At 47.5% G+C, this 25,994-nt stretch carries 24 protein-coding genes; 6 read left to right on the top strand and 18 right to left on the bottom strand.

Translation table 11 applies throughout. The features are described from left to right. Positions 1–14: 14 nt before the first annotated feature. From AVZ68_RS12725 to AVZ68_RS12700, 6 genes are all read right to left on the bottom strand, one after another. The gene (locus AVZ68_RS12725) at positions 15–722 is read right to left on the bottom strand and encodes an ABC transporter ATP-binding protein (RefSeq protein WP_059104940.1); all 708 of its coding nucleotides are present in this window, start codon (positions 720–722) and stop codon (positions 15–17) included. Continuing rightward, on the bottom strand, positions 706–1,485 hold the full coding sequence (locus AVZ68_RS12720; RefSeq protein ID WP_059104939.1) for an ABC transporter ATP-binding protein: 780 nt from the start codon (positions 1,483–1,485) through the stop codon (positions 706–708). The genes AVZ68_RS12725 and AVZ68_RS12720 overlap by 17 nt, the downstream gene beginning before the upstream one ends. Next, a complete protein-coding gene (locus AVZ68_RS12715; protein WP_059104938.1) occupies positions 1,485–2,483 on the bottom strand; it encodes a branched-chain amino acid ABC transporter permease in 999 nt (332 codons plus the stop codon). Before AVZ68_RS12715 ends, AVZ68_RS12720 begins: the two co-directional genes overlap by 1 nt. A 1-nt stretch (position 2,484) precedes the next feature. Next, complete coding sequence (locus AVZ68_RS12710; RefSeq protein ID WP_059104937.1) at positions 2,485–3,348, bottom strand: branched-chain amino acid ABC transporter permease; 864 nt, start codon at positions 3,346–3,348, stop codon at positions 2,485–2,487. 18 nt (positions 3,349–3,366) lie between these two features. Then, positions 3,367–4,935: a long-chain-fatty-acid--CoA ligase gene (locus tag AVZ68_RS12705; RefSeq protein ID WP_059104936.1), complete on the bottom strand. Its 1,569-nt coding sequence runs from the start codon at positions 4,933–4,935 to the stop codon at positions 3,367–3,369. 205 nt (positions 4,936–5,140) lie between these two features. Then, positions 5,141–6,832: a sigma-54 interaction domain-containing protein gene (locus AVZ68_RS12700; RefSeq protein ID WP_059104935.1), complete on the bottom strand. Its 1,692-nt coding sequence runs from the start codon at positions 6,830–6,832 to the stop codon at positions 5,141–5,143. Between the two features lie 245 nt (positions 6,833–7,077). Here AVZ68_RS12700 and AVZ68_RS12695 point away from each other — a divergent pair, with 245 nt between their 5' ends. After that, positions 7,078–7,656 (top strand): DUF2238 domain-containing protein, encoded by a 579-nt coding sequence (locus tag AVZ68_RS12695; RefSeq protein WP_059104934.1) that lies wholly within the window; start codon positions 7,078–7,080, stop codon positions 7,654–7,656. A gap of 43 nt (positions 7,657–7,699) precedes the next feature. Here AVZ68_RS12695 and AVZ68_RS12690 read toward each other — a convergent pair whose 3' ends face one another. The 3 genes from AVZ68_RS12690 to AVZ68_RS12680 are packed head-to-tail and all read right to left on the bottom strand — an operon-like array spanning position 7,700 to position 11,333. After that, on the bottom strand, positions 7,700–8,908 hold the full coding sequence (locus AVZ68_RS12690) for an iron-containing alcohol dehydrogenase (protein WP_059105014.1): 1,209 nt from the start codon (positions 8,906–8,908) through the stop codon (positions 7,700–7,702). A gap of 5 nt (positions 8,909–8,913) precedes the next feature. Further along, on the bottom strand, positions 8,914–10,452 hold the full coding sequence (locus AVZ68_RS12685) for an aldehyde dehydrogenase family protein (RefSeq protein ID WP_059104933.1): 1,539 nt from the start codon (positions 10,450–10,452) through the stop codon (positions 8,914–8,916). A gap of 11 nt (positions 10,453–10,463) precedes the next feature. Beyond that, entirely contained in the window at positions 10,464–11,333 is an 870-nt protein-coding gene (locus AVZ68_RS12680) for a R2-like ligand-binding oxidase (protein WP_059104932.1), read from the bottom strand. Positions 11,334–11,481: 148 nt separating this feature from the next. On the opposite strand from AVZ68_RS12680, the gene AVZ68_RS12675 reads away from it, so the two are divergent. Then, positions 11,482–12,150: a helix-turn-helix transcriptional regulator gene (locus AVZ68_RS12675; RefSeq protein ID WP_059104931.1), complete on the top strand. Its 669-nt coding sequence runs from the start codon at positions 11,482–11,484 to the stop codon at positions 12,148–12,150. A gap of 55 nt (positions 12,151–12,205) precedes the next feature. Here AVZ68_RS12675 and AVZ68_RS12670 read toward each other — a convergent pair whose 3' ends face one another. The 9 genes from AVZ68_RS12670 to AVZ68_RS12630 form a co-directional block, all read right to left on the bottom strand. Next, on the bottom strand, positions 12,206–13,372 hold the full coding sequence (locus tag AVZ68_RS12670) for a lactate 2-monooxygenase (protein ID WP_059104930.1): 1,167 nt from the start codon (positions 13,370–13,372) through the stop codon (positions 12,206–12,208). A gap of 64 nt (positions 13,373–13,436) precedes the next feature. Continuing rightward, entirely contained in the window at positions 13,437–14,804 is a 1,368-nt protein-coding gene (locus AVZ68_RS12665) for a hypothetical protein (protein WP_059104929.1), read from the bottom strand. Between the two features lie 38 nt (positions 14,805–14,842). Continuing rightward, positions 14,843–16,057: a dihydrolipoamide acetyltransferase family protein gene (locus tag AVZ68_RS12660; RefSeq protein ID WP_059104928.1), complete on the bottom strand. Its 1,215-nt coding sequence runs from the start codon at positions 16,055–16,057 to the stop codon at positions 14,843–14,845. Between the two features lie 15 nt (positions 16,058–16,072). After that, positions 16,073–17,059 carry an alpha-ketoacid dehydrogenase subunit beta gene (locus AVZ68_RS12655; RefSeq protein WP_059104927.1) on the bottom strand — a complete coding sequence of 329 codons (987 nt, stop codon included), beginning with the start codon at positions 17,057–17,059 and terminating at the stop codon, positions 16,073–16,075. Then, positions 17,056–18,120, bottom strand: coding sequence for a pyruvate dehydrogenase (acetyl-transferring) E1 component subunit alpha (gene pdhA / locus AVZ68_RS12650; RefSeq protein ID WP_059105013.1), 1,065 nt, complete (start codon positions 18,118–18,120; stop codon positions 17,056–17,058). The genes AVZ68_RS12655 and pdhA overlap by 4 nt, the downstream gene beginning before the upstream one ends. A 90-nt stretch (positions 18,121–18,210) precedes the next feature. Beyond that, positions 18,211–19,194 (bottom strand): quinone oxidoreductase family protein, encoded by a 984-nt coding sequence (locus tag AVZ68_RS12645; RefSeq protein ID WP_059104926.1) that lies wholly within the window; start codon positions 19,192–19,194, stop codon positions 18,211–18,213. Then, on the bottom strand, positions 19,194–19,985 hold the full coding sequence (locus AVZ68_RS12640; RefSeq protein ID WP_059104925.1) for an enoyl-CoA hydratase/isomerase family protein: 792 nt from the start codon (positions 19,983–19,985) through the stop codon (positions 19,194–19,196). The genes AVZ68_RS12645 and AVZ68_RS12640 overlap by 1 nt, the downstream gene beginning before the upstream one ends. A 30-nt stretch (positions 19,986–20,015) precedes the next feature. Further along, on the bottom strand, positions 20,016–20,315 hold the full coding sequence (locus AVZ68_RS12635) for a carboxyl transferase domain-containing protein (RefSeq protein WP_157404654.1): 300 nt from the start codon (positions 20,313–20,315) through the stop codon (positions 20,016–20,018). Between the two features lie 277 nt (positions 20,316–20,592). Continuing rightward, positions 20,593–21,768, bottom strand: coding sequence for a M20 family metallopeptidase (locus AVZ68_RS12630; RefSeq protein ID WP_059104923.1), 1,176 nt, complete (start codon positions 21,766–21,768; stop codon positions 20,593–20,595). Between the two features lie 131 nt (positions 21,769–21,899). Between AVZ68_RS12630 and AVZ68_RS12625 the strand changes: the two genes are divergently transcribed. The 4 genes from AVZ68_RS12625 (at position 21,900) to AVZ68_RS12610 (ending at position 25,911) form a co-directional block, all read left to right on the top strand. Further along, complete coding sequence (locus AVZ68_RS12625; protein ID WP_059104922.1) at positions 21,900–23,294, top strand: YfcC family protein; 1,395 nt, start codon at positions 21,900–21,902, stop codon at positions 23,292–23,294. 213 nt (positions 23,295–23,507) lie between these two features. Next, positions 23,508–23,765: a hypothetical protein gene (locus AVZ68_RS12620; protein WP_059104921.1), complete on the top strand. Its 258-nt coding sequence runs from the start codon at positions 23,508–23,510 to the stop codon at positions 23,763–23,765. Between the two features lie 287 nt (positions 23,766–24,052). Then, entirely contained in the window at positions 24,053–24,628 is a 576-nt protein-coding gene (locus AVZ68_RS12615; RefSeq protein WP_059104920.1) for a D-glycero-alpha-D-manno-heptose-1,7-bisphosphate 7-phosphatase, read from the top strand. A gap of 260 nt (positions 24,629–24,888) precedes the next feature. After that, positions 24,889–25,911: a glycoside hydrolase domain-containing protein gene (locus tag AVZ68_RS12610; protein ID WP_245628136.1), complete on the top strand. Its 1,023-nt coding sequence runs from the start codon at positions 24,889–24,891 to the stop codon at positions 25,909–25,911. The last annotated feature ends 83 nt before the right edge of the window (positions 25,912–25,994 follow it).

The raw sequence follows: 25,994 nt of genomic DNA, 5'->3' as shown, positions 1-25,994 counted from the left end.
TTAATGGAAAACCGTTATGCACCGATATATGCTTTTCGAATCGCATCGTTTGAGAACAACTCGTCTTTGGTTCCCTCAAGCACGATGCGGCCATCTTCAATGACGTAGCCGCGATCGGCAATTTTAAGTGCAGCATTCGCGTTTTGTTCTGCAAGTAGCACCGTCGTTCCTGCCTCGTTAATGGTCTTGATGACGTCAAACACTTGCTCAACAATAAGTGGTGCCAGACCAATGGAAGGTTCATCAAAAAGGACGAGAGTAGGCTTTGACATCATCGTTCGGCCAATCGCGAGCATTTGTTGTTGCCCCCCGCTTAAAGACCCTGCCTGATTGTTTTTCTTCTCTTCCAATATCGGAAAGAGGGCATAGACTTCCTCCATGGTTTGAGCAAGATCCTTCCCTCTTTTTTTCGTCGAGTACGCCCCCATCCGTAAGTTTTCATAGACCGTCATCTCTGGAAAGAGCTTGCGCCCCTCTGGACAATGCCCAATGCCAAGCGTAACGAGCTTACTAGGTGCCATCCCACCAATGGAATGACCCTTCCATTTGATCTGTCCCCGTACAGGTTTATTCAAGCCACTAATCGTTCGAAATATCGTGCTTTTCCCTGCTCCGTTCGCCCCTAGCAAACAGGCGAGTTCTCCCTGCTTCACGGTCATTGAAATATCCGTCAACGCTTCGTAGGCCCCGTAGCGCACGCTTACATCACTCAGCGTGAGCATGACTTTCACCTCCTCCTCCAAGGTAGGCTTGAATGACGTCCTCGTTTTGCTTAATTTCCTCAGGCGTGCCTTCCGCAATTTTCTTCCCGTAGTTCAGCACCACAATGTGATCGGCCAGCCCCATGATCATTTGCATCTTGTGTTCAATCAAGCAAACTGTCAGCCCGTTATCGACCATTTTACGAATCAGCTCGACAAGGCCGTCGGTTTCCTCTGGGTTAACGCCTGCCGCCGGTTCGTCTAGAAAGACAATGTCAGGGTCTGTGGCCAGGGCGACGGCAAAGGCACAACGCTTCTTAGCTTCTTGAGAAATATCAGACACAAGACGCCTCGCTTGATCGGTAAGTCCGACAAATTCTAGCACTTCATAGGCTTTGTCACGGCATGCTTGCTCCTCCTTCTTTAACCGCTTCGTATGAAAAATCGCGTCAAACAACCCTGACTTTGTCCGGAGCCGATGCCCAATCAGAACATTGTCAAATACGGTCGCCGCCTCAAACAAATTTGTGGTCTGAAACGTCCTTGCTACCCCAAGTCTAGCAATATGATGCGCTTTCTTTTTCGTGATGTCTTCTCCTTTATAGAGAATTTCCCCTGTGGTCGGCGGATGAAAGCCGCTAATCAAATTAAAAAGAGTGGATTTTCCTGCCCCGTTTGGACCGATAATCGCTGTGATTTTCCCTTTTTCAATTTCCACATCAACTTCATCCACAGCGGTCAGTCCTCCGAACGCTTTCGTTAACCCAGTGGTTTGAATGAGCATTACGCCTCCTCCTCCCGACTTTGTGTCACTTTCTCGAGTCTCATTCTATGCTTCTTTTCGGCTCTCTTATGTTTCCATACTAGATACCCACCAACCAGACCTCGCGGATAGAAAATAACGAGCACGACCAAAAGTGGACCAAAGACCAGCATCCGAACGTCTTCTAAGAACTGAAGCGACTGGGTGAGTGTGACAATCAGCAATGTACCGACAAGAGGTCCAAAAAGCGTCCCTATGCCTCCGACGATTAAATACGTCAACATATCAAAGACGACCATGGTATAGGAAATGTCCGGTCCGACAAAGCGAATAAAGGAGGCAAAGAGCGCGCCTGCAAGCCCTGCTAGAAAGGTCGAAACCACAAACGAAACAAGCTTTTGTCTCATCGTTGAGATTCCTAACGTTTGCGCCAATTCTTCGCTATTGCGAATCGCCACATAGGTACGCCCAACGAGGGATTCTGTCACTCTTTTAAAGAGAAAGATGACAAGGACTAAGAACGCAAGCATCAGATAGTAAAGAGAAGCAGGCGTATCGAAGCTCAGTGGACCAATCGCCCCCGGTGCCGGGATGCCAATAATTCCTCGAACGCCATTCGTGAGTTCATCCCACTGATAAATCAGCAAGTAGATGATATAACCGACGCAGAGTGTGTAAATGGCAAAGAAATGTTCCTTTGTCCTTAGCGCCACCAAACCAACGAGCACACCGATAAACGTTGTGACAAGACAAGCAGCTACCAAAGCTAGCCAAAACGGCCATTCAGCCCTCACGGTAAGAAGCGAAAGCGTGTAGGCACCAATCGCGAAAAACCCAGCCTGCGCGAGTGAGAGCTGTCCTGTGTACCCCCCGATTAAATTGAGACCATAAACCGCAATTGTCCAAATAAACGCGAGCGTTAAAATGTGAAGATGGTATTGATTCTGTGTCAGAAGCGGAAAAACAAGGGCAATGAGAAGAACAATAAGAACGACGCCATGACGTTTCAGAAAAGGCATGCTAGTGAGCCCCCTTCACGAAAAGTCCCTTCGGCCGTGCCGTGAGAATAACGACAAGCAAGAGGAAAGCAATTAAATCCTTGTAGTCATTGGAAATAAAGGTCGCTCCCAGACTTTCTGTAAAACCAATAATGTAGCCACCAACGATCGCTCCAGGAATACTCCCCATCCCGCCAATGATGATGATTACAAACGCCTTCAAAATGACGAGGTGGCCCATCCCTGGATAAACAAGGTTAATCGGAGAGGCGATCGACGCAGCAATCGCTGCTAGTGCTCCGGAAATAAAGAAGGTCAACATCGCGACTTTGTTGGCGTTAATGCCGACAAGAAACGCCCCTTCTCGGTTTTGCGACATGGCAACAATCGCTGCCCCCGTCAATGTTTTCTTTAAGAAAAGATGAAGGGCGAGCATAACGACAACCGCGCTTACGATGATCAAAATGCGTTGTGTGGTGACCGTTAACCCTAAAAATGAAACGACTTGACCGAATGGTGACGGCATCGCACGATACTCTGCCCCCCAAAGCAGATGAACCAATGCCTCTAAAAATAGCAGAATGCCAATGGCCGCGATCTTGTCATGAATCGGAGGAGCGTGCCGCAATGGATGAAAAACAAGACGTTCCATCAGAAGTGCCAAGAACCCAACAATTAAAATGGAGACAGCAATGGCGACCACGTAAGGAATGCCCACCATGGTCATCGCCATCAGCGTCACATAGCCCCCCACCATGTACAAAGCGCCATGCGCAAAGTTTGGGATGTGTAAAATTCCGTAGACAAGCGTTAAACCAAGGGCGACGAGACTGTAAACGCTACCAAGTGTAAGACCATTAAAAAGCTGCTGGATGAGTACATCCATGCCTTCACCTTCCTCCCCCTAGTTTGTGGCCTCCATTTTTACTAGCTCTCTTTTCAAAATCTTCCCGACAGCTGTTTTCGGCATTTCCGAAATAAAGGAAACCTTCGTCGGAACTTTATAAGTCGCCATTTTTTCACGGCAAAAGGCGATCACATCTTCTTCCGAGAGATGGGCGCCCTCTCTTCGGACAATGACAGCTTTCACGGTCTCCCCCCTGTAGGAGTCTGGAACACCAATCACAGCAGCTTCCATGACATCCGGATGCCGGTACAACACATCTTCGACCTCAATCGGGTACACATTGAACCCGCTCGCAAGAATAAGGTCTTTTTTACGTCCAACAATAAAGTAGTAGCCGTCTTCGTCCACACGTGCCAAATCCCCTGTATAGAGCCATCCATTTTGAAGGGTTCGCATGGTCTCTTCTGGCATTTTGTAATACCCCTTCATAATTTGCGGCCCGCGTATACGCAATTCGCCCACTTCTCCAACTGCAAGTTCGACATCACCGTTCTCAATATCGACAATACTCGCCTCTGTGTTAGCGATCGTCACACCAATGCTCCCCGCTTTCTGAACGCCATTTACGGGGTTGCGGTGCGTAACGGGAGAAGCTTCAGAAAGTCCGAACCCTTCGGCAACGGTTGTACCAGTAATTGTGTTAAATTGATTCGTCACCTCAACGGGCAGCGGGGCCGATCCACTCGTACAGGAACGAAGGGATGTAAAATCAAGAGAATGTTCCTTGTAATAATGCAGCAAGGCCATATACATGGTCGGAACGCCAGGAAACGTCGTCGGCTTCAGGTTTTCAATAATTTTTGCCACTTCGGCGACTTCAAAGCGAGGAACCAAAATTAAATTCCCCCCAATATGAAACGTAACGTTCATCGCACTTGTCATTCCGTACACATGAAACAAAGGCGAAATCGTCAGCACTCGTTCTTCCCCTAGCTTCGTTTGCTCACTCGCCGTAGCCACTGATTGAAGCGTATTGGCCACTAGATTATAATGAGTGAGCATCGCCCCTTTTGAGCGACCGGTCGTGCCCCCGGTATACTGAATGACCGCAACGTCTTGACGCGGGTCGATCTCAACATCTGGAGCATTTGTTTTTGGGGTCGCTAACAATTGATCAAAATCAGACACTCCTGTTAATGAGACTTGAATCACCGTTTCAAGCACCGTTATTGTTTCAATTGCCTTCAAAACAGGGTAAAGCGTTTCCAAAATAATGATGGCTTTCACTTCTGCGTCCGTTAACACATGCAGCAATTCTTCCGGTTTGTACATCGGATTGATCTGCACGATCGTTGCACCGCATCGCAGGGCAGCATAGTAACTTACCGGGTACTGGGGACAGTTTGGCAACATTAAGGCCACTTTATCGCCTTTGCCAATTCCTCGTTCCACTAGACCGCTCGCCACTTTTTTTACAAGCTCGTCTAGCTCTGCGTACGTAAACGTTTTCTCTGCAAACGTCATGGCCGTGAGTTGCGTATACGTTCGCACGCTTTGGTTTAACATTTCGTTTAAGGACATTTCCGGTATTTCGATGTCAGAATGAACAAACGGATGCTCTGTCATGGAACCACTCCCCTTTCTTATAATCGCTTTCCCTTCCTGCTCTTAATAATGCAAGTTGCGTGCCAACTACTCCCCCCTGGTTCGAGGCCTCTTCCTACCCAGGTCATTCATTTTTAAATGATGAAGCACGTGAATTAGGGGGTTTTTTCCATACAAAAATGAAGTGATCATGCAAAAATGAATGATGCATGATCACTTCATGGAGTCAAGTTGAAGATGGACTTGGCAGGTTGTATTTATTTAGCTTCCTTACAATCGTGGCCTGGCTCGTCTTTAAATGCTCTGCAATTTCATAGGTGGTTTTAAACTCTTGAACGGCTTGCGCAAGCAGCTGGTATTCCGCTTCCTCGACCACCTGCTTTAAAGATTTGATTTCCTTTTTTACGGGAGGACCCCCTTCCCTTTGGTCCCTGTTTCGGTACTCTACCGGTAAATGATGAAGTCCCAGTTCACCCTCTGCGACGGTTAGCACTAACCGTTCCACAAGATTGCCCATCTCTCTTAAATTTCCTGGCCAGTGGTAGTTATACAGAAATTGCTGCAAAGCTGAACTGATTTTCTTTTCGACTTCATATTTTTCATTAAACCGCACGAGCAGCGATTGTAGAATCGGCAAAATATCTTCTCTTCGTTCTCGCAAAGGAGGAATGGTCACTGGCACAATGTACAGTCGATAATACAGATCCTCCCGAAACGTTCCGTCCCCCACCATTTTCTTTAAATCCCGGTTCGTCGCGGCGACAATTTGCACATCAATGTGCCGAGGTTTGACGCTGCCAAGGCGATGAACTTCTTTATCTTGAAGCACCCGGAGAAGTTTCACCTGCAAACCGAGCGGCATCTCAGCAATTTCATCTAGAAAGAGAACGCCTTGATCTGCGAGCTCAACCAAGCCTTTCTTCCCTGTTTTATTGGCCCCTGAAAACGCTCCTCGCTCGTAGCCGAATAATTCGGATTCGAGCAATTCCTTGGGAATGGCTCCGCAGTTCACTTTGACCAACTCACCTGTTTGTGAACGAGGCCCTGCCGCAAACAAGTACTGGGCGAACACATCCTTGCCGACTCCAGTTTCGCCAAGAACCAGAATCGTCGTATTCACTTTCGCAAGCCGCTCCGCCAGTTGGTAAAGTTCAACCATGCGGCGATTTCGAACGATGATGGTTGAATCCCTCAGGGAAAATGCCTTCATTTTTTCCAGCTGTTCTTTGTATTGCTGTGTTAACGTTTGCGCCCTGCTTAGCTCTTCGTGCATTCGGTTCAGCTCTGTTAAATCGCGTAAATTGGTAACGACTTTCTCAATTTCGCCCTCCTCATTAAAAACCGGCGTTCCTGTAAGCAATGTTTGTCTCCCTTGACGGTTTCTTTGCATAAGAGAGACCGTCTTCCCCTCTTTAAGTACTTGATCCGTTACGGACGCTTTCAGGATTCCTCGTTTTTGCAAATAGGAGATGTTCTTCGTGTGATAGTATTCTTTTGGAATCCCGGTAATCCGCTCAATCGCAGAGTTCGTTCGGAGCGTGTTGCCTTTTGCATCCGTTATATAAATCCCATCAAAGGAGTTTTCGATGATCGTGTCGAGTTCTCGATTCGTCATGTTCAACTCTTTCATCCGCTCCAGCAGCCAATCAAAGTCCATTCCTTCACAAAGCAAAGCGAGCGTATATCCATCCTGCCGAGGGACGACATACAAAAGATACGTCTTCGCGTGAATCTTTACATGGTAGAAGTGCTCCCCTCTATTCACAAGCGTCACGAGCCCATGTAAAGGGCGGTGTTCACAAGGAAGGTCAACGATTTCTTTGAATAAGCGATTGGCCTGGATAATTTCTTCTTCTGTATCCATGAGCAATGCTGGTATTGGAAACGTGTGGACGACTTCATTGGATATGCTATTCATTGGTTCGCCTCCGTAACAGGTAGGCACTCTCCCCTCATGCAGGTTGCCCATGGACAAAAACGAAGCGAGTCAAGCAGGGCTTTGAGTAAAGAATGCCTTTTTAGAATGATCCCACTGTTTTTACATTCAACAGAACCACTTGTTTTCCTTTAAAGGATCCATGAAAACCTCTCATGAAATCATGGGGAAATCACATACTAAGAAAAGTACCTAATAGGAAAGATGAAACGGTAAGGGGGACAGATGTGAATCGGAAATTTGTCATTGTATTCAGTTCGCTTTATGTGCTTTTCATGGTCGGTTTGGGTGTTTATTACTATATGCATGAAGAATCCTATAAAGCACTAGTAGCGTTCGGCGGCGTTCTTTGCGGGGCCATCCCCCTTCTCTTAGCCCTTTTTACCAAACTCCAATTCAATTTGCCATTGATTATTTCCTATTTGCTCTTCCTGCTTGGCTCCCAATACTTTGGCTCGATTTTAGGCTGGTATGGGAATGGCTGGTGGGACACCTTCATTCATTTTATCAGTGGCGCTTTGATTGCTTTTGTGGGGATTGCCTTGTATGAACGCTTGGTTCACCGGGAAGCGCGCAACCACATTTCGCCGTGGCTGGTCTTTCTCTTCGTGCTTTCGTTTGCTGTATTTGGGGGCGTCCTATGGGAAATTTATGAGTTTAGCGGCGATCAATTTTTTGATCTTACCTTGCAAGGAGGGGGAAACGAAGACACCATGATCGATTTGATTGCCGACACGTTGGGCGGTCTCGTTGTGGCTATATGGGCTGGCGTGCGGGCAAATTACAAGTTACTGAAAATAAAATAGAACGGCCAGTAATGACCGTTCTTCATAGCTCCATTAGCCTCTATTAAACAGACAGTGGCACGACTCTTTCGCCAATCGCTTGAATTAATTCTTCCGGCATTGGGAAGAACAGCGCGGCTGGATCGGACGCAACGGCTGGCGAGACGCGTTTTAAATCGTCCTCTGAAAGATGATACGCTGAAAAATCAGCTGGCAGCCCAATCGTATCCGAAAGAATCCGTATTTTTTCGATGATCAGCTCAAGCAGTGCTCGAGCGTCTTCATTGTCTGACTTAATAGACAACGCTTCCGCTAGGCCTTTTGCTTTAGGGAGATAATGTTCAGGTATAGATTCCATCACGACCGGTAAAAATACGGCATTGGCCAGACCATGTGGAATCCGGAACATCGCGCCATAGGCATGGGCCAGATTGTGAACAGGGATGGCGTTCAGGGCAAAGCTAAAGGCCGTGATCCCCATTAGACTTGCTTGCAGCATTTCCATTCTGGCGCTTAGATTCCCACCGTCGCTAACGGCTTCAGGCAAGTTTTTCTCAATCAGCCGGATGGTGTGCAGAGCATACGCATCGGTTAGGGCCGTCGCATTTGGTGAAGCAAGCGCTTCGATCGCATGAGTGAGGGCATCCATTCCTGTAAAGGCCGTAATGAAAGGTGGTAGCCCCGTTGTTACGTCCGGGTCCAGAATCGCCATATCCGCACTAAGAAACGGGTTGATGATCGTAGTTTTCAGCTTGATTTCGTCATTGTAGATCACTGCAATTGGTGAAACTTCCGAACCCGTGCCTGCTGTGGTTGGCAACGCGAGGTGCGGTATCGGGATCGGTTGAGCTTGGGGAAACGACTCGGAAACAAACCCGCCTGGTATCGCTTCATTGATGTCTGTCAACCCTTTGAACAAAGCGTATTTCACGCCTTTGACCGTATCAAGCACGCTCCCTCCCCCAACCGCAAGAAGCGCATCTGCCCCCTTCTCTCTCGCGTAGCGTGTCGCTGCATCCACGCTAGTGCTTTCGGCGTCTTGGGCGATATCAAGATAGACTCCAACAAGCTCCGGTCCGGTGCCGTGCGGAGTCAGTTGGAATAGCTCAGCCACTTTAGCAACAATTCCTGCCTCCTCCAATCCTCGATCGCTAAAAAGGACGACCCTTTTCGCCCCCATTCCCCTGAATAAATCTGGCACGAGTGCTCTTGTGTTTGAACCGCTATGGATGGCCGTTCGCAGCCAGTAACTCGATTGTGTCGTTGTAAGCAAATGAATCACCCCTCCCCTTGCTCTGAGTTCGAGAATAGAATTTGATACCAACTGCGCTTATGCAAATCAGGCACCATGGATGTGTGCACATGTTTCACCTGCGTATAGGCGTCCAGTGAGTGCTTTCCCATTTCTCGACCGATGCCACTTTGCTTATAGCCTCCGAACGGCGCATCGTTACGCAACATATGCCAGTCATTGATCCAGACGACGCCTGCACGAAGTTTCCTAGCTACGGCATAGGCTTGGTTGACGTCCTGGGTCCATATACCTGCCGCCAGTCCGTAAATCGTATCATTGGCCAACTCAACGACTTCGTCTACTTCCGAGTAACGAATAACAGAAAGAACAGGGCCAAAGATTTCCTCCCTGGCAATTGTCATCTCATTCGTTACATCCGTAAAGATGGTTGGCTCGATGAAATGTCCCTCTTCACAACCTGGAACGGTGAGTTCTTTCCCCCCGCAAACAAGCGTGGCTCCTTCTTTTTTCCCGGCCTTAATATAGGAAAGGATGCTTTCTTTTTGTTTCTTCGAAATGACGGGACCGATATCGGTGGCTTGATCCAAAGGGTTTCCTGGTTTCAACGTTTTTGTGAGAGCAACAAGCCTTTTCACCACTTCATCATGCAGCTTGTCTGGCACAAATAGGCGGGTGCCTGATTCACACAGCTGTCCCGAATGGAGAAAGACGCCGAATAAGCTTCCTGGGATGGCGAGGTCGAGGTCCGCGTCTTCGAGAATGATGTTTGGCGATTTCCCTCCAAGCTCGAGCGTTGTGTTCTTGATCGTCCCTGAAGCAAGGGACATAATCGTTTTGCCGACTTCTGTTGACCCCGTAAACGCTACTTTGTCTACCTTCGGATGAGAGACAAGTGCTTCGCCTATCTCTTTCCCAGGACCAGTGACGACGTTAATGACGCCAGGGGGAACAACCTTTGAAATAATTTCTGCTAATTTAAGCGTGGATAACGGCGTATAACTGGCTGGTTTGATCACAATGGTATTTCCCATGGCAAGTGCCGGCGCAATTTTCCACGTAGCAATTAACATCGGCATATTCCAAGGCGTAATCGCCGCGCACACCCCAATCGGCTCTCGCCAGACAAAATTATGAGAGGGGCCTGGAAACGGGGCTGATGGAAGCGTTTCTGAAAACGGATAGTCCAGCACGAATTTCGCCATCGTTTTAAACAAATCGACCATTAGCGTTAGGTCATTGGCCGCCGCTCGTCGCACGGTGGCCCCACTTGAGACGGTTTCAAGATAAACTAGCTCTTGTGCGTGAACCTTAATTTCATGGGCGATCGCATGCAGTCGTTTGGCACGCTCTTTCGGGGGCAGCCCTTTCCAATCCGTCTTATCAAACGCGTCTCTGGCGGATTGCACGGCTTTTTCCACGTCCGCCTCTCCTGCTTTTGCTACATTTGCTATTAATTCACCTGTTGCTGGATTCAACACCTCAAATGTCTCCCCACCAGCTGCTGGCTGCCGTTTGCCATCAATAAATAACGGATACGATTGTACCCCAACTTGAACTGTCATCGTCACCCTCCTTAGGCGATTCCGAAATCATCTTCCTTCTGCTTGTAGATTTCCTCCATATTTTTATTGCGAGCTCTTGAAAGAATATCCATTCGAATCATCAGCTGCCTCATTGAGTAGTTCAGCGTGTCTTCATTTTCGTTGCCTAATTCATCGCGGTTAAATTGTATCGCAAAAGGCTTTAACTGTTCCATTTTTCTTGCAACGATGTCGTAAATATGAGGGTGCTCGCTAATCAAACGCTGCAGGAGAAACGTCCCGTAAGCAATGTGACGGGATTCATCTCTTTTTAAATACCCGATGCCTTGAAGCAAAGCCGGCATCGCGTTAATGCTTTCCAATGTTTGATAAAATGAATAGTACCCCGTTTCCGCAAGCACCCCCTCCACAAACATATTGTAGACCGTCGAGGCTTCAGCTACGGCTTCCGGGGAGTGGTCATTAACAAGTCGTTCCATCGCCGTCGGGAGCATCTGATTGAAGATGGCATGATAGGCCTCATCATGATAGTGAGAGAGATCGTCATTTTCCCCAAGCGCATTCAACACAAGCCTAAAAAATTCTGTATGCTTGGCTTCCTCGAATAAGAAAGTGGTTAAGAACATCTCTTCTTCTAAACGCCCTTCTTTGGCAATGATCATCATCAATGGCAGCAGATCTCTCGTTACGGCTTCCTCTCCGCCTTGGAATTGCGCAATCAGCCTCAAGATGCCTTGTTTTTGTTCATCACTAAACGTTTGCCAATCACGGATATCCTGAGTAAAGTCCAATTCAGCTGGGTTCCAGACACCTAACCGTTTCGCTTTCTGAAAAAGTTTAAACGGTAGCGAATCCTCTTGTAGCCCTGTAGCACTTGTAGTTACAAACGTTCGTCTTCCCATCAATATCCTCCTTAGAAAATAAAGTTTAGCCCCATTTCGATGTAAAGGGTCAATCCTAATAGATATTGGTTGTAAGGGCTTTCACTATAGTATAAGATGAAATTATCTGAATAGAAACCACGTAAAATGTAGGGGGGAAAACCGTCGAATGCTGGATCATGCTGTTTATGCTTATATAAAGGAAATGGCCAACGTCACCGATGTGAAGACGAAATCCGAATGGATGATGCACGGTTGCCTGCGCTTCTTTCCAGTCGGACGTGCGTCCTTATTTACCTATTCGCCATTAAGCTACCTGGGCGAAGGCGTTCTTTTAATAGAGGGTGACAGGACGATTGCGTTAACCGACGTGAAAGAAGACGTTCGCCCCATCCCTCCCCTCTACCAAGCGTTAACAAGAAACAGGTCTACTTTCGTGCACAGAGAAACCGTGCTATCCTCCGTTCCACCAAAGTACCGCCAAAGTTTTGAAACATCGCTCGCTATTATACCAATCAGCCTTCGGAATATCATCGTGGCCTTTGTCCTAGTCGATCAAATGATCGAGAAGGGCATTCGAGAAGACGAGTTATCTCTTCTCTCTCAGTATTTCCATTCTTTTTTTCTTCCTAGCCCGAAAAAGAACATGTTAAGCAAAAGAGAAACAGAGGTTCTTCAACATCTAGCCAATGGCTATACGATCAAACAAATGGCCGGGCTGATGGCTTTAAGTGAATTTACCGTCAGAGACTATGTCAGCTCCCTCATGAGAAAACTAGGGGTGAACCACCGTGCGGAAGCTGTCGCTGCTGGAATGAGAAAAGGGATTATCGTCTGAATTACTCATCAACCCGCACCACTCTTAAAGTGGAGCGGGTTTTTGTTTTGAATGTCTATTTCGTTTCTACGAGAATGGATCTCCTTAATTCGCGCACGGATCGTTCTCCGGCCAATGCCATTGTCAGATCCATATCAGCGATCAAGTTTTTCAAAACTTCCTTAACCCCTAGCTCTCCTGCCACGGCCAGCCCATACATGCATGGCCTCCCAACAAGCACAGCACTTGCCCCAAGAGCCATCGCTTTGATCACATCGGAACCACGTCGGATTCCGCTGTCCATAAGCACTGGTACTTGCTCCTTAACGACATCAAGTATTAGAGGAAGTGCCTCAAGAGCTCCTAGAGCGCCATCAACTTGTCGGCCCCCGTGATTAGAAACGATAAGCCCATCGGCGCCGTGTTCCAATGCCAGTTTTGCATCGTCTGGGTGCAGAACTCCTTTTAATAGGATGGGTAGGCTCGTATGCTTTCGCAAAAACGCAATATCCTTCCATGTTAAGCTGGCATTTCCAAATACTTGCGTCCAGTACATGATCGCCGCAGTTGGATCTTCTATTGGCGACTTTTCGAGCTTTGCACAAAAGGCAGGGTCAGACAGATAATTTCCCACACCTTCCCCGGCCAAGAAGGGCAAATACACATGTTTCAAATCATATTCGCGCCAGGCCATCATGGGCGTATCCAAAGTAACGACGATGGCTGAATACCCTGAGTCCTCTGCCCGTTTCAAAAAACTCGCCGTTACATCTGGATCTTTGCTCCAATACAATTGAAACCAGCGAGGCGCCGCACCCATGGCCTTTGCAATCTCTTCCATAGGCACGGACGAGGCAGAACTTGCGATATAGGGAACGCCGATTTCCGCAGAAGCTCTAGCCGAGGCCAGCTCCCCTTCAGGATGAATGATCGATTGCACCCCAATTGGTGCGTGCATGACTGGGAAATCAAAGGTAGTGCCTAATAGGTTTACGGTTAAGTCACGTTCTGAAACATCCCGCAGCATTCTCGGCACAATGTTCCACCGATGAAACGCTCGAAGATTAGCCTGCATCGTCTTCTCTCCACCAGCACCGCCAGCGACATAATAGTAGGGTCCGTCTTCCAACACTTCCTGTGCCCGCTTCTCCCATTCTTCATAAATCACTGGAAGTCTGTTCGGGTCAGGACTCTGCATGGTTTGATAGACGTTGAACTGAACCCGATTGCCGAAATTGGACATGCAAATTACCCCTGCTTTCATTGATTTGACCTTCCACTTTTGAGTTTCGTCCCCTTTTCTCGCGTCACATCACTTTTGGATCTTTGGACGCTTCGTTGGTTTCACTGTTTTTCTCTCGACGGTTCAGTCCCATCATTAAAATGTACATGACGATCCCCGCACCCAGCCCCCATGCCGGTCCTTGAAGGGCGGTTAAGACACCGATGAATAAAGCCATGCCACGTCCCACGTTGGTCGTCACCAATGACATTGCCAGATAGGCGCAGGCGAAGCCGGTCAGCAACAACGTTAACGAGAGGGCGACATCCAGTAAGGGAACAATGAGACTGATGACCGGCATGAAAAACCCTAAAGGCAGAGCAAGAAGATAAAAATTTATTGTCCCTGTAAATATCGAATCCATGACGTTCCTGCCTTGCTTATATCGTTCGATGATATATACTTGCACGCCAGTCCAGAGGGGACCTTGCAAAGGAATGAAGGCTCCGCCGGTAAACAAGTAGCCGAGGTTACGCAATGTTAAGGCATAGTGGGTTCGAGTGTAATTCACATCAATTTTTTCATCCTGTCTTGCCTGATTCGCAGAACGAATCAAGCCGTCCGCCACTAACAAGTCCCCAAACACCAAAATGTAGATGCTCACGCCCAACGGAACAGCCGCTATGAGCATATTCCATGAAGGCAGCCCAACTCCAAATGGTGTCAGCGTCGCAAACATTTCTCCGAATTGCGGAACGAATATTCCCCATTCAATGCTAAATTGAATCTCACCGGCGATGCTCCCAACAACCCCTGCCACAATAAAACCGACCAATAATACGTTCGCTGCCAGTAGCCCCTTGACCTTCAAACTCTTTATCTTTTGAAAAGGAATGGAGTATAGAATGATGAGCACAGCAATCCATGAACTAATCAGCGAAAAGGGTAGTTCCTGCACGCGTTCGAATTCAGACATAAAGGCAGCGATGGCTGCTCCCATAATGATTCCCGCTTTTAACGAGCTTGGCACGAGCCGGTTAAATTTATCCCCCAACCCAGTCACTCCAAAAAACAAGAAGAGTGCCGAAACGACGATCATGATGGCCATCATCGCGTGAACTGCTTCTGTTCCAGGGGTGAAGCCTCCGAGGAAGACAATGACTAAAGGCAAAGCGGGAGTGATCCATCCCGGAGCATGAGGTTCTCCGAATAACATTGTGTGCGACCATACCCAGAAAAGTTGAATGCTCATTGTTGTCCATGCCACCGCAAAACTGACCTCAAAGAATTGCATCATCAGAGGAGCTAAGGAGCCCCCTGTAGCCAATGAAATAATGGCCCCTTGAACAAGCATAGGCCACGATATTCCAACGTGCACGCCCGGAATCCTCATTGTAAACGGTCCCCATTTTACTCCAGGCTGAAGGCCCCCGTATTCTCTTTTTTTACCCATGTCATCACCCTTTCTTCATTATTAAGTCATCTAACTCGTCATTCCTTGCTTTTGAATACGAATAACTCTGGCTTTTCTAAATACGCTTTCAAAGTACTCATGAATTGACCACAATGCTCTCCATCAATGACACGATGATCAAATGTTATGGACGTGCCCATGACGTCGCCAATGGCCAGCTCATTGTCGATCACCACTGGTTTCTTTTTGACTGCGTGGATGCCGAGAATCGCCACCTCGGGTGGGTTAATCATCGGCGTTGCGTAAAATCCACCTCTTTTTCCCGTATTCGAGATAGTGAATGTGCTTCCCGATAGTTCACTTGGCTTCATTTTTTTCGTGCGTGCCCGCGTAGACAGGTCTTCAATGCCAAGAGCAATTTCCTCAATGCTAAGCAGGTCCACCGATCTTAAAACGGGTACTAACAGCCCATCTTCTGTTGCCGTAGCAATCCCTATGTGAATGTCCGTTTGATAGTGAAACAGCATATTCTCTGTATCCACTCTGCCGTTAAACCTCGGGTTCTCCTTTAACGCTAGTGCCACGGCTTTGACGATAAATGGGAGATACGTAAGCGTTCCGTTAGGCGTCTCCCCTTTTAACAAACGCCGGAACTCACTTAACCGACTAACATCCACTTCGTCCATTCCTGTACATTGCGGGATGTCTGTCATGGAACGAGTCATATTTTCAAAGATTTTTTTCCGCAATCCTTTAATCGGTTCGCTAAGATTAGATCCAGGAGATTTAGAATGATTTGGAACTTCGTTATGCGTGTCTTTCTCGCTTTTAGCATGAGAGCGAACATCATCCGCCGTTATCTTCCCACTTTTACCGGTTGGGGTAACTTCAAAGATGGAGACTCCAAGTTCTCTGGCCAGCTTTCTAACCGTTGGTGCCGCCTTTACTCTCGGTTTTAAAGAAGAGTGGTTGCTTGGACTTCCAGAACTAGGCTGGTCATAGATGATTATTTGGGAAGGTTCCTCCTTGCTTTTCTGAACCTCAGCCTTCTCGCTGTCCGTTTCAATGGAAATTAGCGTATCTCCAACTTTGACACTTTCGCCTTCCTCCCCCCCTCGTTCATAGACGGTCCCGGAAAAGGGAGAAGTGATCTCCACAACCGCCTTATCTGTTTGGACTTCCGCAATATTCTCATTTTCTTGGACACGATCTCCTTTATTCACGAACCAAGTTACCACTTCCGCTTCATGCAACCCTTCGCCAATATCGGGAAGCTTGAATTCCTTAATCATCGAACCCCTCCTCAATCAATCTAGCGATAATTCCCACACCTGTTTAACCTGCCGCATGATCCGATCTACAGATGGAATCCACTCATTTTCAATTGACGGGACCGGATAAGGGCTGTCATAGCCGGTGACACGAAGAACGGGTGCAGATAAGTAAAACAATGCTTTTTCGTTAAGAATCGCTGATATTTCCGCCCCCACTCCTGCTGATTTCACCGCTTCATGAACAATGACACACCGACTGGTTTTCATAACTGAATCAATGATCGTCTCTTCATCAAGAGGGACGATGGTACGGAGATCTATGAGTTCAATTGAGTACCCCTTCTCTTCAAGAAGTTGAACAGCTGCCTTGGTTTCAGCCATTGCAGAGCCCCAACTAATAAGGGTGGTGTCCTCCCCTTCTTTCACAACATTCGCTTTCCCTATGTCTATAGTGAAACGTTCTTCTTCCACTTCCTCCCGAAACGCACGGTAGAGCTTCATTGGTTCAAGAAAAAGAACTGGATCTGGGTCTCGAATCGCAGCGCTTAACAACCCTTTGGCATCTTTAGGTGTGGAGGGCATGATGACTTTCAGGCCAGCAGAGTGCATAAAGAGGGCCTCCAAGCTATCCGAGTGAAGTTCTGGCGTCTTCACTCCGCCACTGTAAGGCGCCCGAATAACGAGTGGCACATGAAAACTTCCAGCAGAACGAAAGCGAATGCGCGCGGCCTGTGCGGCGATTTGATCCATGGCTTCATAGATAAATCCTAAAAACTGAATTTCTGCTATGGGCTTCAGACCGCGAATCGCCATTCCGACCGCCGTTCCGATAATGGCCGATTCTGCTAAAGGGGTGTCCACCACTCGTCGTTCCCCAAACGTATCGACAAGCGTATCCGTTGCACGAAACACGCCGCCATTTCGCCCCACATCCTCGCCTAAGATTAGTACGTCTTCGTCTGCATCCATTTCTTGCCTAAGTGTAAAATTGATCGCTTCAATCATATTCATCTCACTCATCGATTCTCCCCCTTTCCTTCCCACTCCAGCCTTTGTTCTATCAGGCGATTTGTCGGTTTTTCATAGACGTACCCAAGCGCATCACCAAGTGAGGCAGGTGCTGTTTCAGAGGCTTCTTTAAATGCTTGCTTCAATTCCTCTTCAATCGAGGCATGTAAATGCTGTTCTTCCTTCTCCGTCCATAACTGCCGGTCTTCAAGCCATTTTCGAAAACGTGAGATTGGGTCTTTCTTTGCCCATGTCTCGCCTTCTTCTTTTCGACGGTACTTGGTTGGATCATCCGAAGTCGTATGTGGCCCCATTCGATGCGTGAGTGCTTCAATCAGTACAGGTTTGCCGTCCCTTGCAAGCGCTCTGGCTTGTTTCATCGTTTCGTAGACAGCCACTGCGTCATTTCCATCGACTTGGACTCCTGTAATCCCGTAAGCCTGCGCTTTTTGAGCAATCGATTTGCTTCTCGTTTGCTTATGGTACGGCACGCTAATCGCCCATTGATTGTTTTGAGCAAAATAAATAACGGGCACTTGAAACACACCGGCAAAATTCAATGCTTCATGAAAATCACCTTGAGAGGTCGCCCCATCGCCGAAATAGGCGACACTCACGGCATCTTTGTTCTTGTACTGATCGGCCCAGGCACTTCCCGTGGCGTGCAAGGCTTGAGCGCCGATAATGATTTGAACAGGGAAGACCCCTTCCTCCTTCAATACACCCCCGTGCAGATGCCCCATCGCATACTTGAAAAACGAGGAAAGCTTCGCCCCTCTCACAAAGCATGCCGCAGCTTCCCGGTAACTTGGAAAGATCCAATCCTTCTCTTCAAGAGCGAGTGCACTACCAACCTGAGCCGCTTCTTGACCTGAAAGTGGAGCATAGGTGCCGATTTTTCCTTGTCGCTGAAATTTAACGGCTAGCTCATCAAAACGTCTTGCCCTCACCATCCACTTGTAAATGGTCAGCTGTTCCTCTTCAGAAAGACTGGTTTCTCCCGTTAACACGCCGTGTTCATTCAGCCGTTGTACGGGTGTTATATCAATGCTGTTCGGTTCTATCCAATTCATGTACAGACCACCAACCCTTTTTATGATGTAGGAAACTTGGACGAGTAAAAAGCCTAACGCAAACCGATCCAAGTTCCCAATGTTCACCATTTACGATTTCCTTGGCGTTAAAACGAGTTTCCCCTTCGTCTGACGTCCTTCCATGATGGAGTGAACATGCGCTGCTTCTTCGAGAAGGAAGGTCTCCCCGATCTGTAACTTGAGGTCTCCTGCCTGTAAGTAGCCAAAAAGCTCTTCCAGACTCGATTTCATTAAATGTGGCTTCCTCATCATTTGCGGAAGGAAGAACCCAATGACGGACTGATTGCGTGCCATCAATTGTCCGGCATTTAACTGGCTTGCCTCCCCACTCGCTGAACCGAAAATAACAAGACGGCCAAAGGTGCCGAGGCAGGACAATGTTTTTTTGAAAACGTCGCCTCCGACCATTTCTAGTGCGACATCCACTCCTTTGCCATTGGTCGCTTCCAACACTTCCTTCTCCCAGTCTTCTTTCGTATAGTCAACAAGTACACCCGCCCCAAGCTCCTTCGCATACGAAAGCTTTTCTTCCGTACTTGCAGTAGCAATGACTTTGCCCGCCCCCATTAATTGAGCGAGCTGTACAGCAATGCCTCCGACACCACCGGCAGCGGCGTGCACGAGGACGGTTTCACCATCGCTCAACCGCCCCATGGTCTTAAGGACGTGATAAGCACTTAAGCCTTGCAAAGGAAGGGCAACGGCGGTTTCAAAGTCGAGAGTATCGTGAATGGGAATAACCGACCGCTCATCCGCTACAGCATACTCCGCATACCCGCCATCATTCATTAATGTGACGATTCGATCCCCCGCTTTAAATCTTGTGACACCTTCCCCTACGTCGGAGATAACCCCTGCTACCTCTGCTCCCGGTATGAACGGAAGAGGGGTCGGGACGACATATTGTCCTCTGCGTCTCGCCGTATCCGCATAGTTGACGCCAATGGCATGGATTTCAATGAGGACTTCTTGCTTCTTTGGAGTCGGTATTTCAGTCTCGACCTCATGCAAAACATCTGGTCCACCGTACTCGTCAAATTGAATCGCTTTCATTACGAGTGCCTCCTGCTGCTTTTAAAGTTTGGTTTTCTCTTTTCTTTGAAAGCGGTGATGCCTTCGATATGATCCTCGGTTGTGACCATCATGGTTTGCGTAATTCTCTCTTGTTCAAGAATTTCTTCGAGTGAGGCGGTCATCGAATGATTGACCAGTTTTTTGATCATGCCATACGCAAGAATAGGTCCGTTTGCCAACTCTTCAGCAATCCTCCCCGCTTCTTCTCTTAACGTTTCCGTAGAAAATAGGTAGTTAATCACTCCAAGCTGATGGAGGCGTTTGGCCGGAATCGGTTCAGCGCTAAAGAAAAATTGCTTGGCTAAGTGGGGGCCGATCAGTTGTGGCAAGAAATAAGAGCCTCCTCCATCGGAAATTAAGCCCACTTGAGAAAAGCTAAGCGCAAATTTGCTGTCCTCGGCGGCCACGATTAAATCGCAGGCAAGTGCCAAGTTAAACCCTGCTCCTGCGCCAAATCCATGAACGACGGCAACGATTGGCTTCTGCGATGCTTGCATCGTGAGTATACAGTCATTCAACTTGCCAATATGTTCATAGACCTCCTGGGCACTTCCTGAGCCCATCGTTTTCACATCACCACCAGCGCTGAACGAGCGCCCTGCTCCAGCAATGACAATGACCCGCACGTCCTCATTCGTTTGCGCCTCTTGAATGGCACTCGTTAACCCGGCAATCATTTCTCCGCTGAAGGCATTCAGGCTTTCCGGTCGGTTCAACGTCAGTGTAAGCACACCTTGGCTTTGGTCTATAAGCAGATCTTCTTTACTCATTTTCTCATCCCCTTGTGATTTAATTAGTCTTTAGAGACTATCCACCGTTTTATCGGTCGCTTCAACCGCTACCTTTCTTCCTCTTACTTTGCCTAATCCGCAAATAAGGCCGTCGCCGCGTGTCTTTTCTTCCAATCCAGGAACATCCGAATGAGTGAAAGTTCCAAATTCAACAAAACTGCCTTCATCCAAACGCAAATCAATCCGCTCTCTCGCTGTTAAACACCCGTTTTTGTGATGGGTTGCGACTTTTTCTTCGCCACTAAGATGCATCGCCTTTTCTTTTCTTGCTACAAAATCGTCTTCGTATTGTTTCGACTCAACTACCACCTCACAGATTTTGTGATCGTTATGATTACGCTTACATATATACTAACCAGTTAGTTAGTATATAGCAACCCTAAAATGAGAATGCGCATCCGTTCTTCTTGTTGTAGCATTGCTGCATCCGAAAAACGCAGGCGGATGGATCAGGCTTAAACCCCGATTCGCCCCAAACGATACGTCTCCCCACATCCGGAAGTTCCTCTCTTACTGAAAAATCTTGAGCTTTACCCGCCAGAGCTAGAAAAATCCGCCCGAGCTCTAAACTCAGGCGGATGTCTCTTCAAGCTTGATGCAATGTCCACTCAGCAAATTCCTTTTTAATTTGACGAAGGAGATCGGCATTGGTGAGAATGTCATAGCCTGTTAAAGCCATCGATTTCGCACCGAGCAATAATCCTTCAAGCCCTTGCTCACTCATTGCCGCTTCTTGAAAGCCATGGGTATGACAAGCTACCCCTTCATCTGTAATTTTCACATAGGGATGGATCGAAGGGACCACTTGACTCACATTTCCCATATCAAGCGACCCTCCTCCTTGCTTTGGATGGATCTCTTCTTTTGCAATGCCAAGCTCGATCGTATTATCCTTATATATAGTTGAGAGCGTTTTATTGGTGTTCATGTCATCATACGAAAACTCGTAAAACGAGGTTTCTAGCTTTGCCCCTGTTGCAAGCGCGGCCCCTTTCGCACAGTTTTTCACCTTTTCTAGAACCGGATCAAGCCCTGCCCTTGTTGCTGCGCGTACATAAAACTGTGCCCGCGCAAAATTAGGGACAATATTGGCCGCTTGTCCGCCTTCTGCAATAATCCCGTGAATGCGCACGTCCGAAGTCATATGCTCCCGTAACGCGTTAATGCTGTTAAACGTCTGAATCACAGCATCCAGTGCGTTGATGCCTTCATGTGGACTCGCTGCAGCATGCGCCGCTTTTCCGTGAAAATCAAATTGGATCGCGTCCATTGCAAGCGAAGAACCGCTCTCTTCATGGCGGTCATAAGGGTGAACCATCATCGCCACGTCTAAATGATCAAACACCCCATTATCTGCCATCGTCACTTTCCCGCCCCGTGTTTCTTCGGCCGGTGTCCCGTACACGTAGACAGTGCCACCTGTTTCGGATAAAGCCTGTGATAAACCGACTCCCGCAGCAACGGCGGTTGTTCCGATTAAATTATGGCCACACGCGTGCCCAAGTTCAGGAAGGGCGTCATATTCAGCCATAAACGCGATCTTCGGCCCTGGCTTTCCACTATCGTAAACCGCTTCAAACGCTGTTTCGAGCCCACATGTCCCGACAGTGACGTTAAAGCCATTCTCTCTCAACTCTTTCGTTAAAGCTTCACACGCCAAGTACTCTTCATGGCCTAGTTCCGGGTTTTTTCCAACATACTGGCTGATTTCATAAAAATTCATTTTTCGGCTATCAATCGTTTCTTGAATGGTCTGCTTCATCAAAATCCCTCCACCGTTAATCGTAAAAATCCTATTGACTTTTCCCTATTATACTTTATATTTGTATAAAGATAAATATTAATTCATATGAATAAATATTCGTTTTATGGTTTGGTTAGGAGGAGAATTTTTTGAAACAGAACGGGCTAGAACCTACAAAGATAGCAAACGTTCCGCACACATACGCAATTTTATTTGCCATGATTATGCTAGCAACGCTCGCTACGTACGTTATCTCACCTGGCGAATTTGAACGTGTTGAACAGGATGGTCAAACGCAACTAGTCGAAAATAGTTACCAGCAAGTGGAGTCAAGTCCTGTCACTCCTTTTGAAATGTTCCAAGCCATTCCCACTGGCATGGCAGAAGCTGCACAAATCATTTTCTATATTTTCCTAGTCGGTGGGACGTTCGGCGTGATTATGAAAACAGGCACGATTGACGCTTCTGTTCATGGGCTTGTCGGCAAATTAAAAAATAAAGGCGTCCTCCTTATTCCCATTATGATGATCGTCTTTTCAATTCCTGGGGCTACCATTGGGATGTCTGAAGAAATTATTATCTTTGTGCCGATTGGAATCGCCGTCGCCAAAGCGCTTGGCTATGACACGATTACAGGGACCGCCATGGTCAGCCTTGGGGCGATGTCTGGATTCGTGGGTGGCATGATGAACCCCTTCACGGTAGGGGTTGCGCAGTCGATTGCCGAAGTACCGCTATTCAGCGGCATTGGCTTCCGTTTCGCTGTCTATCTCTTCTTCTTGGCTTCCGCTATGTTTGTTTTGCTCCGCTATGCCAGTCGTGTGAAAAAGAATCCTGAGCTTAGCTATATGCACGGTCTTGATGAAAAAGGAGCTGGCGGGACTCCTGAAAAAATTGCCTTTGAGTACCGCCACGCTCTTGTTCTGCTCGTTGTGGCCGCTGGGTTTTCGATGAATATGTACGGCGTCTTTCAATGGGATTGGTACTTAACAGAGATGGCCGCGACATTTATCATTATCGGATTCGTTGCAGGGTTTTTTGGTGGCCTGGGTGTGAATGGCATGTTCACAGCCTTTACAGATGGAATGAAAATGGTCGCGTTCGGTGCGCTCGTTGTCGGATTCGCCCGCGCGATCCTCGTGGTTATGGAGCAGGGACAAGTAATGGATACAATGGTGTACTCGCTTTCGAATCTTATCAGTGCTGTACCAAGTGCACTTACGGTCGTTGGGATGTTTGTGCTCCAGCTTATTGTCAACTTCTTCATTCCTTCTGGGAGTGGACAATCGGCTACGACGATGCCCCTGATGACTCCCCTCGCCGATTTGCTCGATATTCAGCGTCAAGTTGCGGTTCTCGCCTTTCAGTACGGGGACGGCATTATGAATCTCATTAATCCTACCTCGGCACCGCTTATGGCTTATTTAGCAATCGCAGGCATTCCTTATACACGCTGGGTTACATTTATTTGGAAAATTGTTGTGGCTTGGATTGTTATTGCTATTATTGCGTTGCTTGTTGCTGTGGCAATTGGGGTTTCTTAACCTTTATAGAAGCAAAAGCTCTTAGCGCGTGAATGCTAAGAGCTTTTCGGGTTGTCTAGCTCCTGCGGGTAGAAGCTCGGGATTTTTCAGTCCTGCCCTGAAATCCAAACCCGGGATTTCTTGTGCAGGCCTTCCAAAGGTTAGGACCGTATATAAACTTCTCTAGTTACGCACAGTAAGGAAGAGTTCAAACCCAAGGAGGAAACGACATTTATGAGAAATAACATTTCCAGTCTTCAAAGACAAAATCAAACGTTCCAAGTGCAGCAATCCCTAGAAAAAGTTCAAGACGCCATAAGTCAAGCTAGGTCCCACCCGACGGAGCAAACAAGGACGGATGCACAGCATTCGATTGAAACCGCTGAGCATTCCTTACAGCAAGCGATGCAGACAGAGAATCAAGAAGCCCTTGAACTCGTCCGCGAGCAATTAGAGCAACAAAAACAGTTGTTACAAGACCTTCCAAATTAATAAATGGACGAACAAAAAGGCTAATCAAAAAGAGCGATTCCTCTCGAAATAGCCTTCTTTTTTATCATCTCCCGAACCAGTCCGCCTTTCCATCCATATGCACAAACGGAAGGTCTGTATCGACCTCGCCTGACAACCGCTCTGTTTTGATGTCTTGACCCTCGAGCCATTTTCCGAAATCAAATTGGAGCGTACTCTTAGAACGTTCATTGTAAAGCCCTTAAAAATTTGTGTATAGGGATCTTGCTTCTTATGAACATCGAACATCCAGTAGGGGGGTGGGAAAGATGAAACAGGCGATATTTTTAGATCGCGACGGAGTCATTAATGAGGTCTTGAGCAGTAAGGTCAAATTTGTAAATCAACCCTCCGATTTTCATTTGCTCCCGGGTGTTGGAGAAGCGATTCGAACACTAAATGAGGAGGGCTTTCTCGTTTTTGTTGTGACGAACCAGGGTGGTATCGGGCTTGGCTATATGCAGGAGCGAATGCTTGAGCGAGTTCATGAGAAGATGCAGCAGGATTTAGTTGCCTTTGACTCCTGGGTAGATGATGTCGCGTATTGTCCTCACAAACCCAAGGCTGGCTGTCGCTGCCGCAAGCCACAAGCTTATATGTTGCAGGAGCTTGCCACCAGACACGAGGTTGACTTACAAGCAAGTGTCATGGTTGGCGATCGGGAGCCTGATATTCTTGCTGGTCAAGCAGCAGGATGCCAGACAGTTCTTATCCACAAAGGGACCAAACGTCGCTTTGGTGCGGATGCCATCTTTCCAGACCTACGCGCGGCACTCCCGTGGATCCTAAAGCAAATCCGAAAAGCAGAGGCGGGTCGATCAAAAGAGAGAATTTTGGAGACCTGACAAAAGAAATCCCGCCCTTGGATTTCGTTGTCAGGCCGAAAAATCTTGAGCTTTTACCCGCCGGAGCTAGACAAAAAGCACTGTTACTCAGTAGGCTTTTTTTCGTCTTCTTTCTTATCGGCCCTAACAGAACAACGTGGCCAAGGGAGCGAATGACTAGCGTTTTCCTAAACGAAAAGGAGACGCTATCGCCCTCCAATCGTACATGCACCCCCTTCATTCGTCTATTTTTCGCACAGGCTCCCCGCGAACGACATAAAATGACCAAAGATCTGCGGGGAGGTAAAACCATTTATCAACGAGGAAAGCCCTTTTTCTTTGTCATCAGTGCGATCTTGATTTTGTTTTCTCTAACCTTATCAATCTATGCGGTTGCTGATCTGGGCAACGGCAATTCATCGGGAAGTAGCTCCGACAATACCCTGAATAATAATGTAGAAAATAATATTGACGCTGAAAACGCCGATGTCGACAACTCCATTGAGAATTCGATCAACAGTGACGAAGTAGGCGACATTGATAATAATGTGACCAATGATATTAACGTTAGCGTGGATGTGAATGTTGCGAACAGTATCTCGAACCATGTCGGATCTAACGACACGAATGGTGATGACGAAAACAGCAACGATAATAATAATGGCGATGACAAACGTAGCGATAATCGCAATGAAAATGATAACGGGGATGACAATGGCAATGGCGATGACAATGACAACGGAGAGAACGGAAATAACCAGATTCCAGACACGGTTTGGGGCATGGACTCTGCAAGCCCCACTACAGAAAATATGTTAGCCTGCGTCACAGAGAATTTCGGCAACCCTAGCGTCTGGGGGCGTTATCTTGGGGACAATGAAGGTGTTTCCGTCGGGTTAACGACAGAAGAAGTCGATTTGCTACAGTCGAATGATATACAAACCCTCGTCATCTGGAATCATACGACCGATATCACTGGCTATGATCACGGGCAAAGCGAGGCAAACGAAGCGATTGAAATGGCACAAGATTTAGGCATCCCTGAAGATGTAGCGCTATTCGCAAATGTGGAACCTATTTACCCGGTCGACGCTGCGTTCCTTTTAGGATGGCATGATACACTCATGGATTCAGAGTATGACTCCGGCGTATATGGAATTTTTGATCCGAGCGAAGAGCTCTATGTCGCTTTTGAAGAAGCAGCCGAAGAAAATAGTGATTTGCTAGACGAGATGTACGTTTGGACCGCGTCCCCCAAACATAGGAATTACGACCGGAGACAATGCACCTGCGTACGATCCTGATTATCCTGAAGAATCTTTGCTTGCTGGGTGGCAATATGGAATTGATGCTGAGACGTGTAACATTGACACTAATCTTTTTGATG

Source organism: Shouchella shacheensis (genome assembly GCF_001484965.1).
Taxonomy (GTDB): domain Bacteria; phylum Bacillota; class Bacilli; order Bacillales; family Bacillaceae_D; genus Shouchella; species Shouchella shacheensis.
Note: the sequence above shows the minus strand (reverse complement) of the source record. Positions and strands in the feature narration are given on the sequence as shown.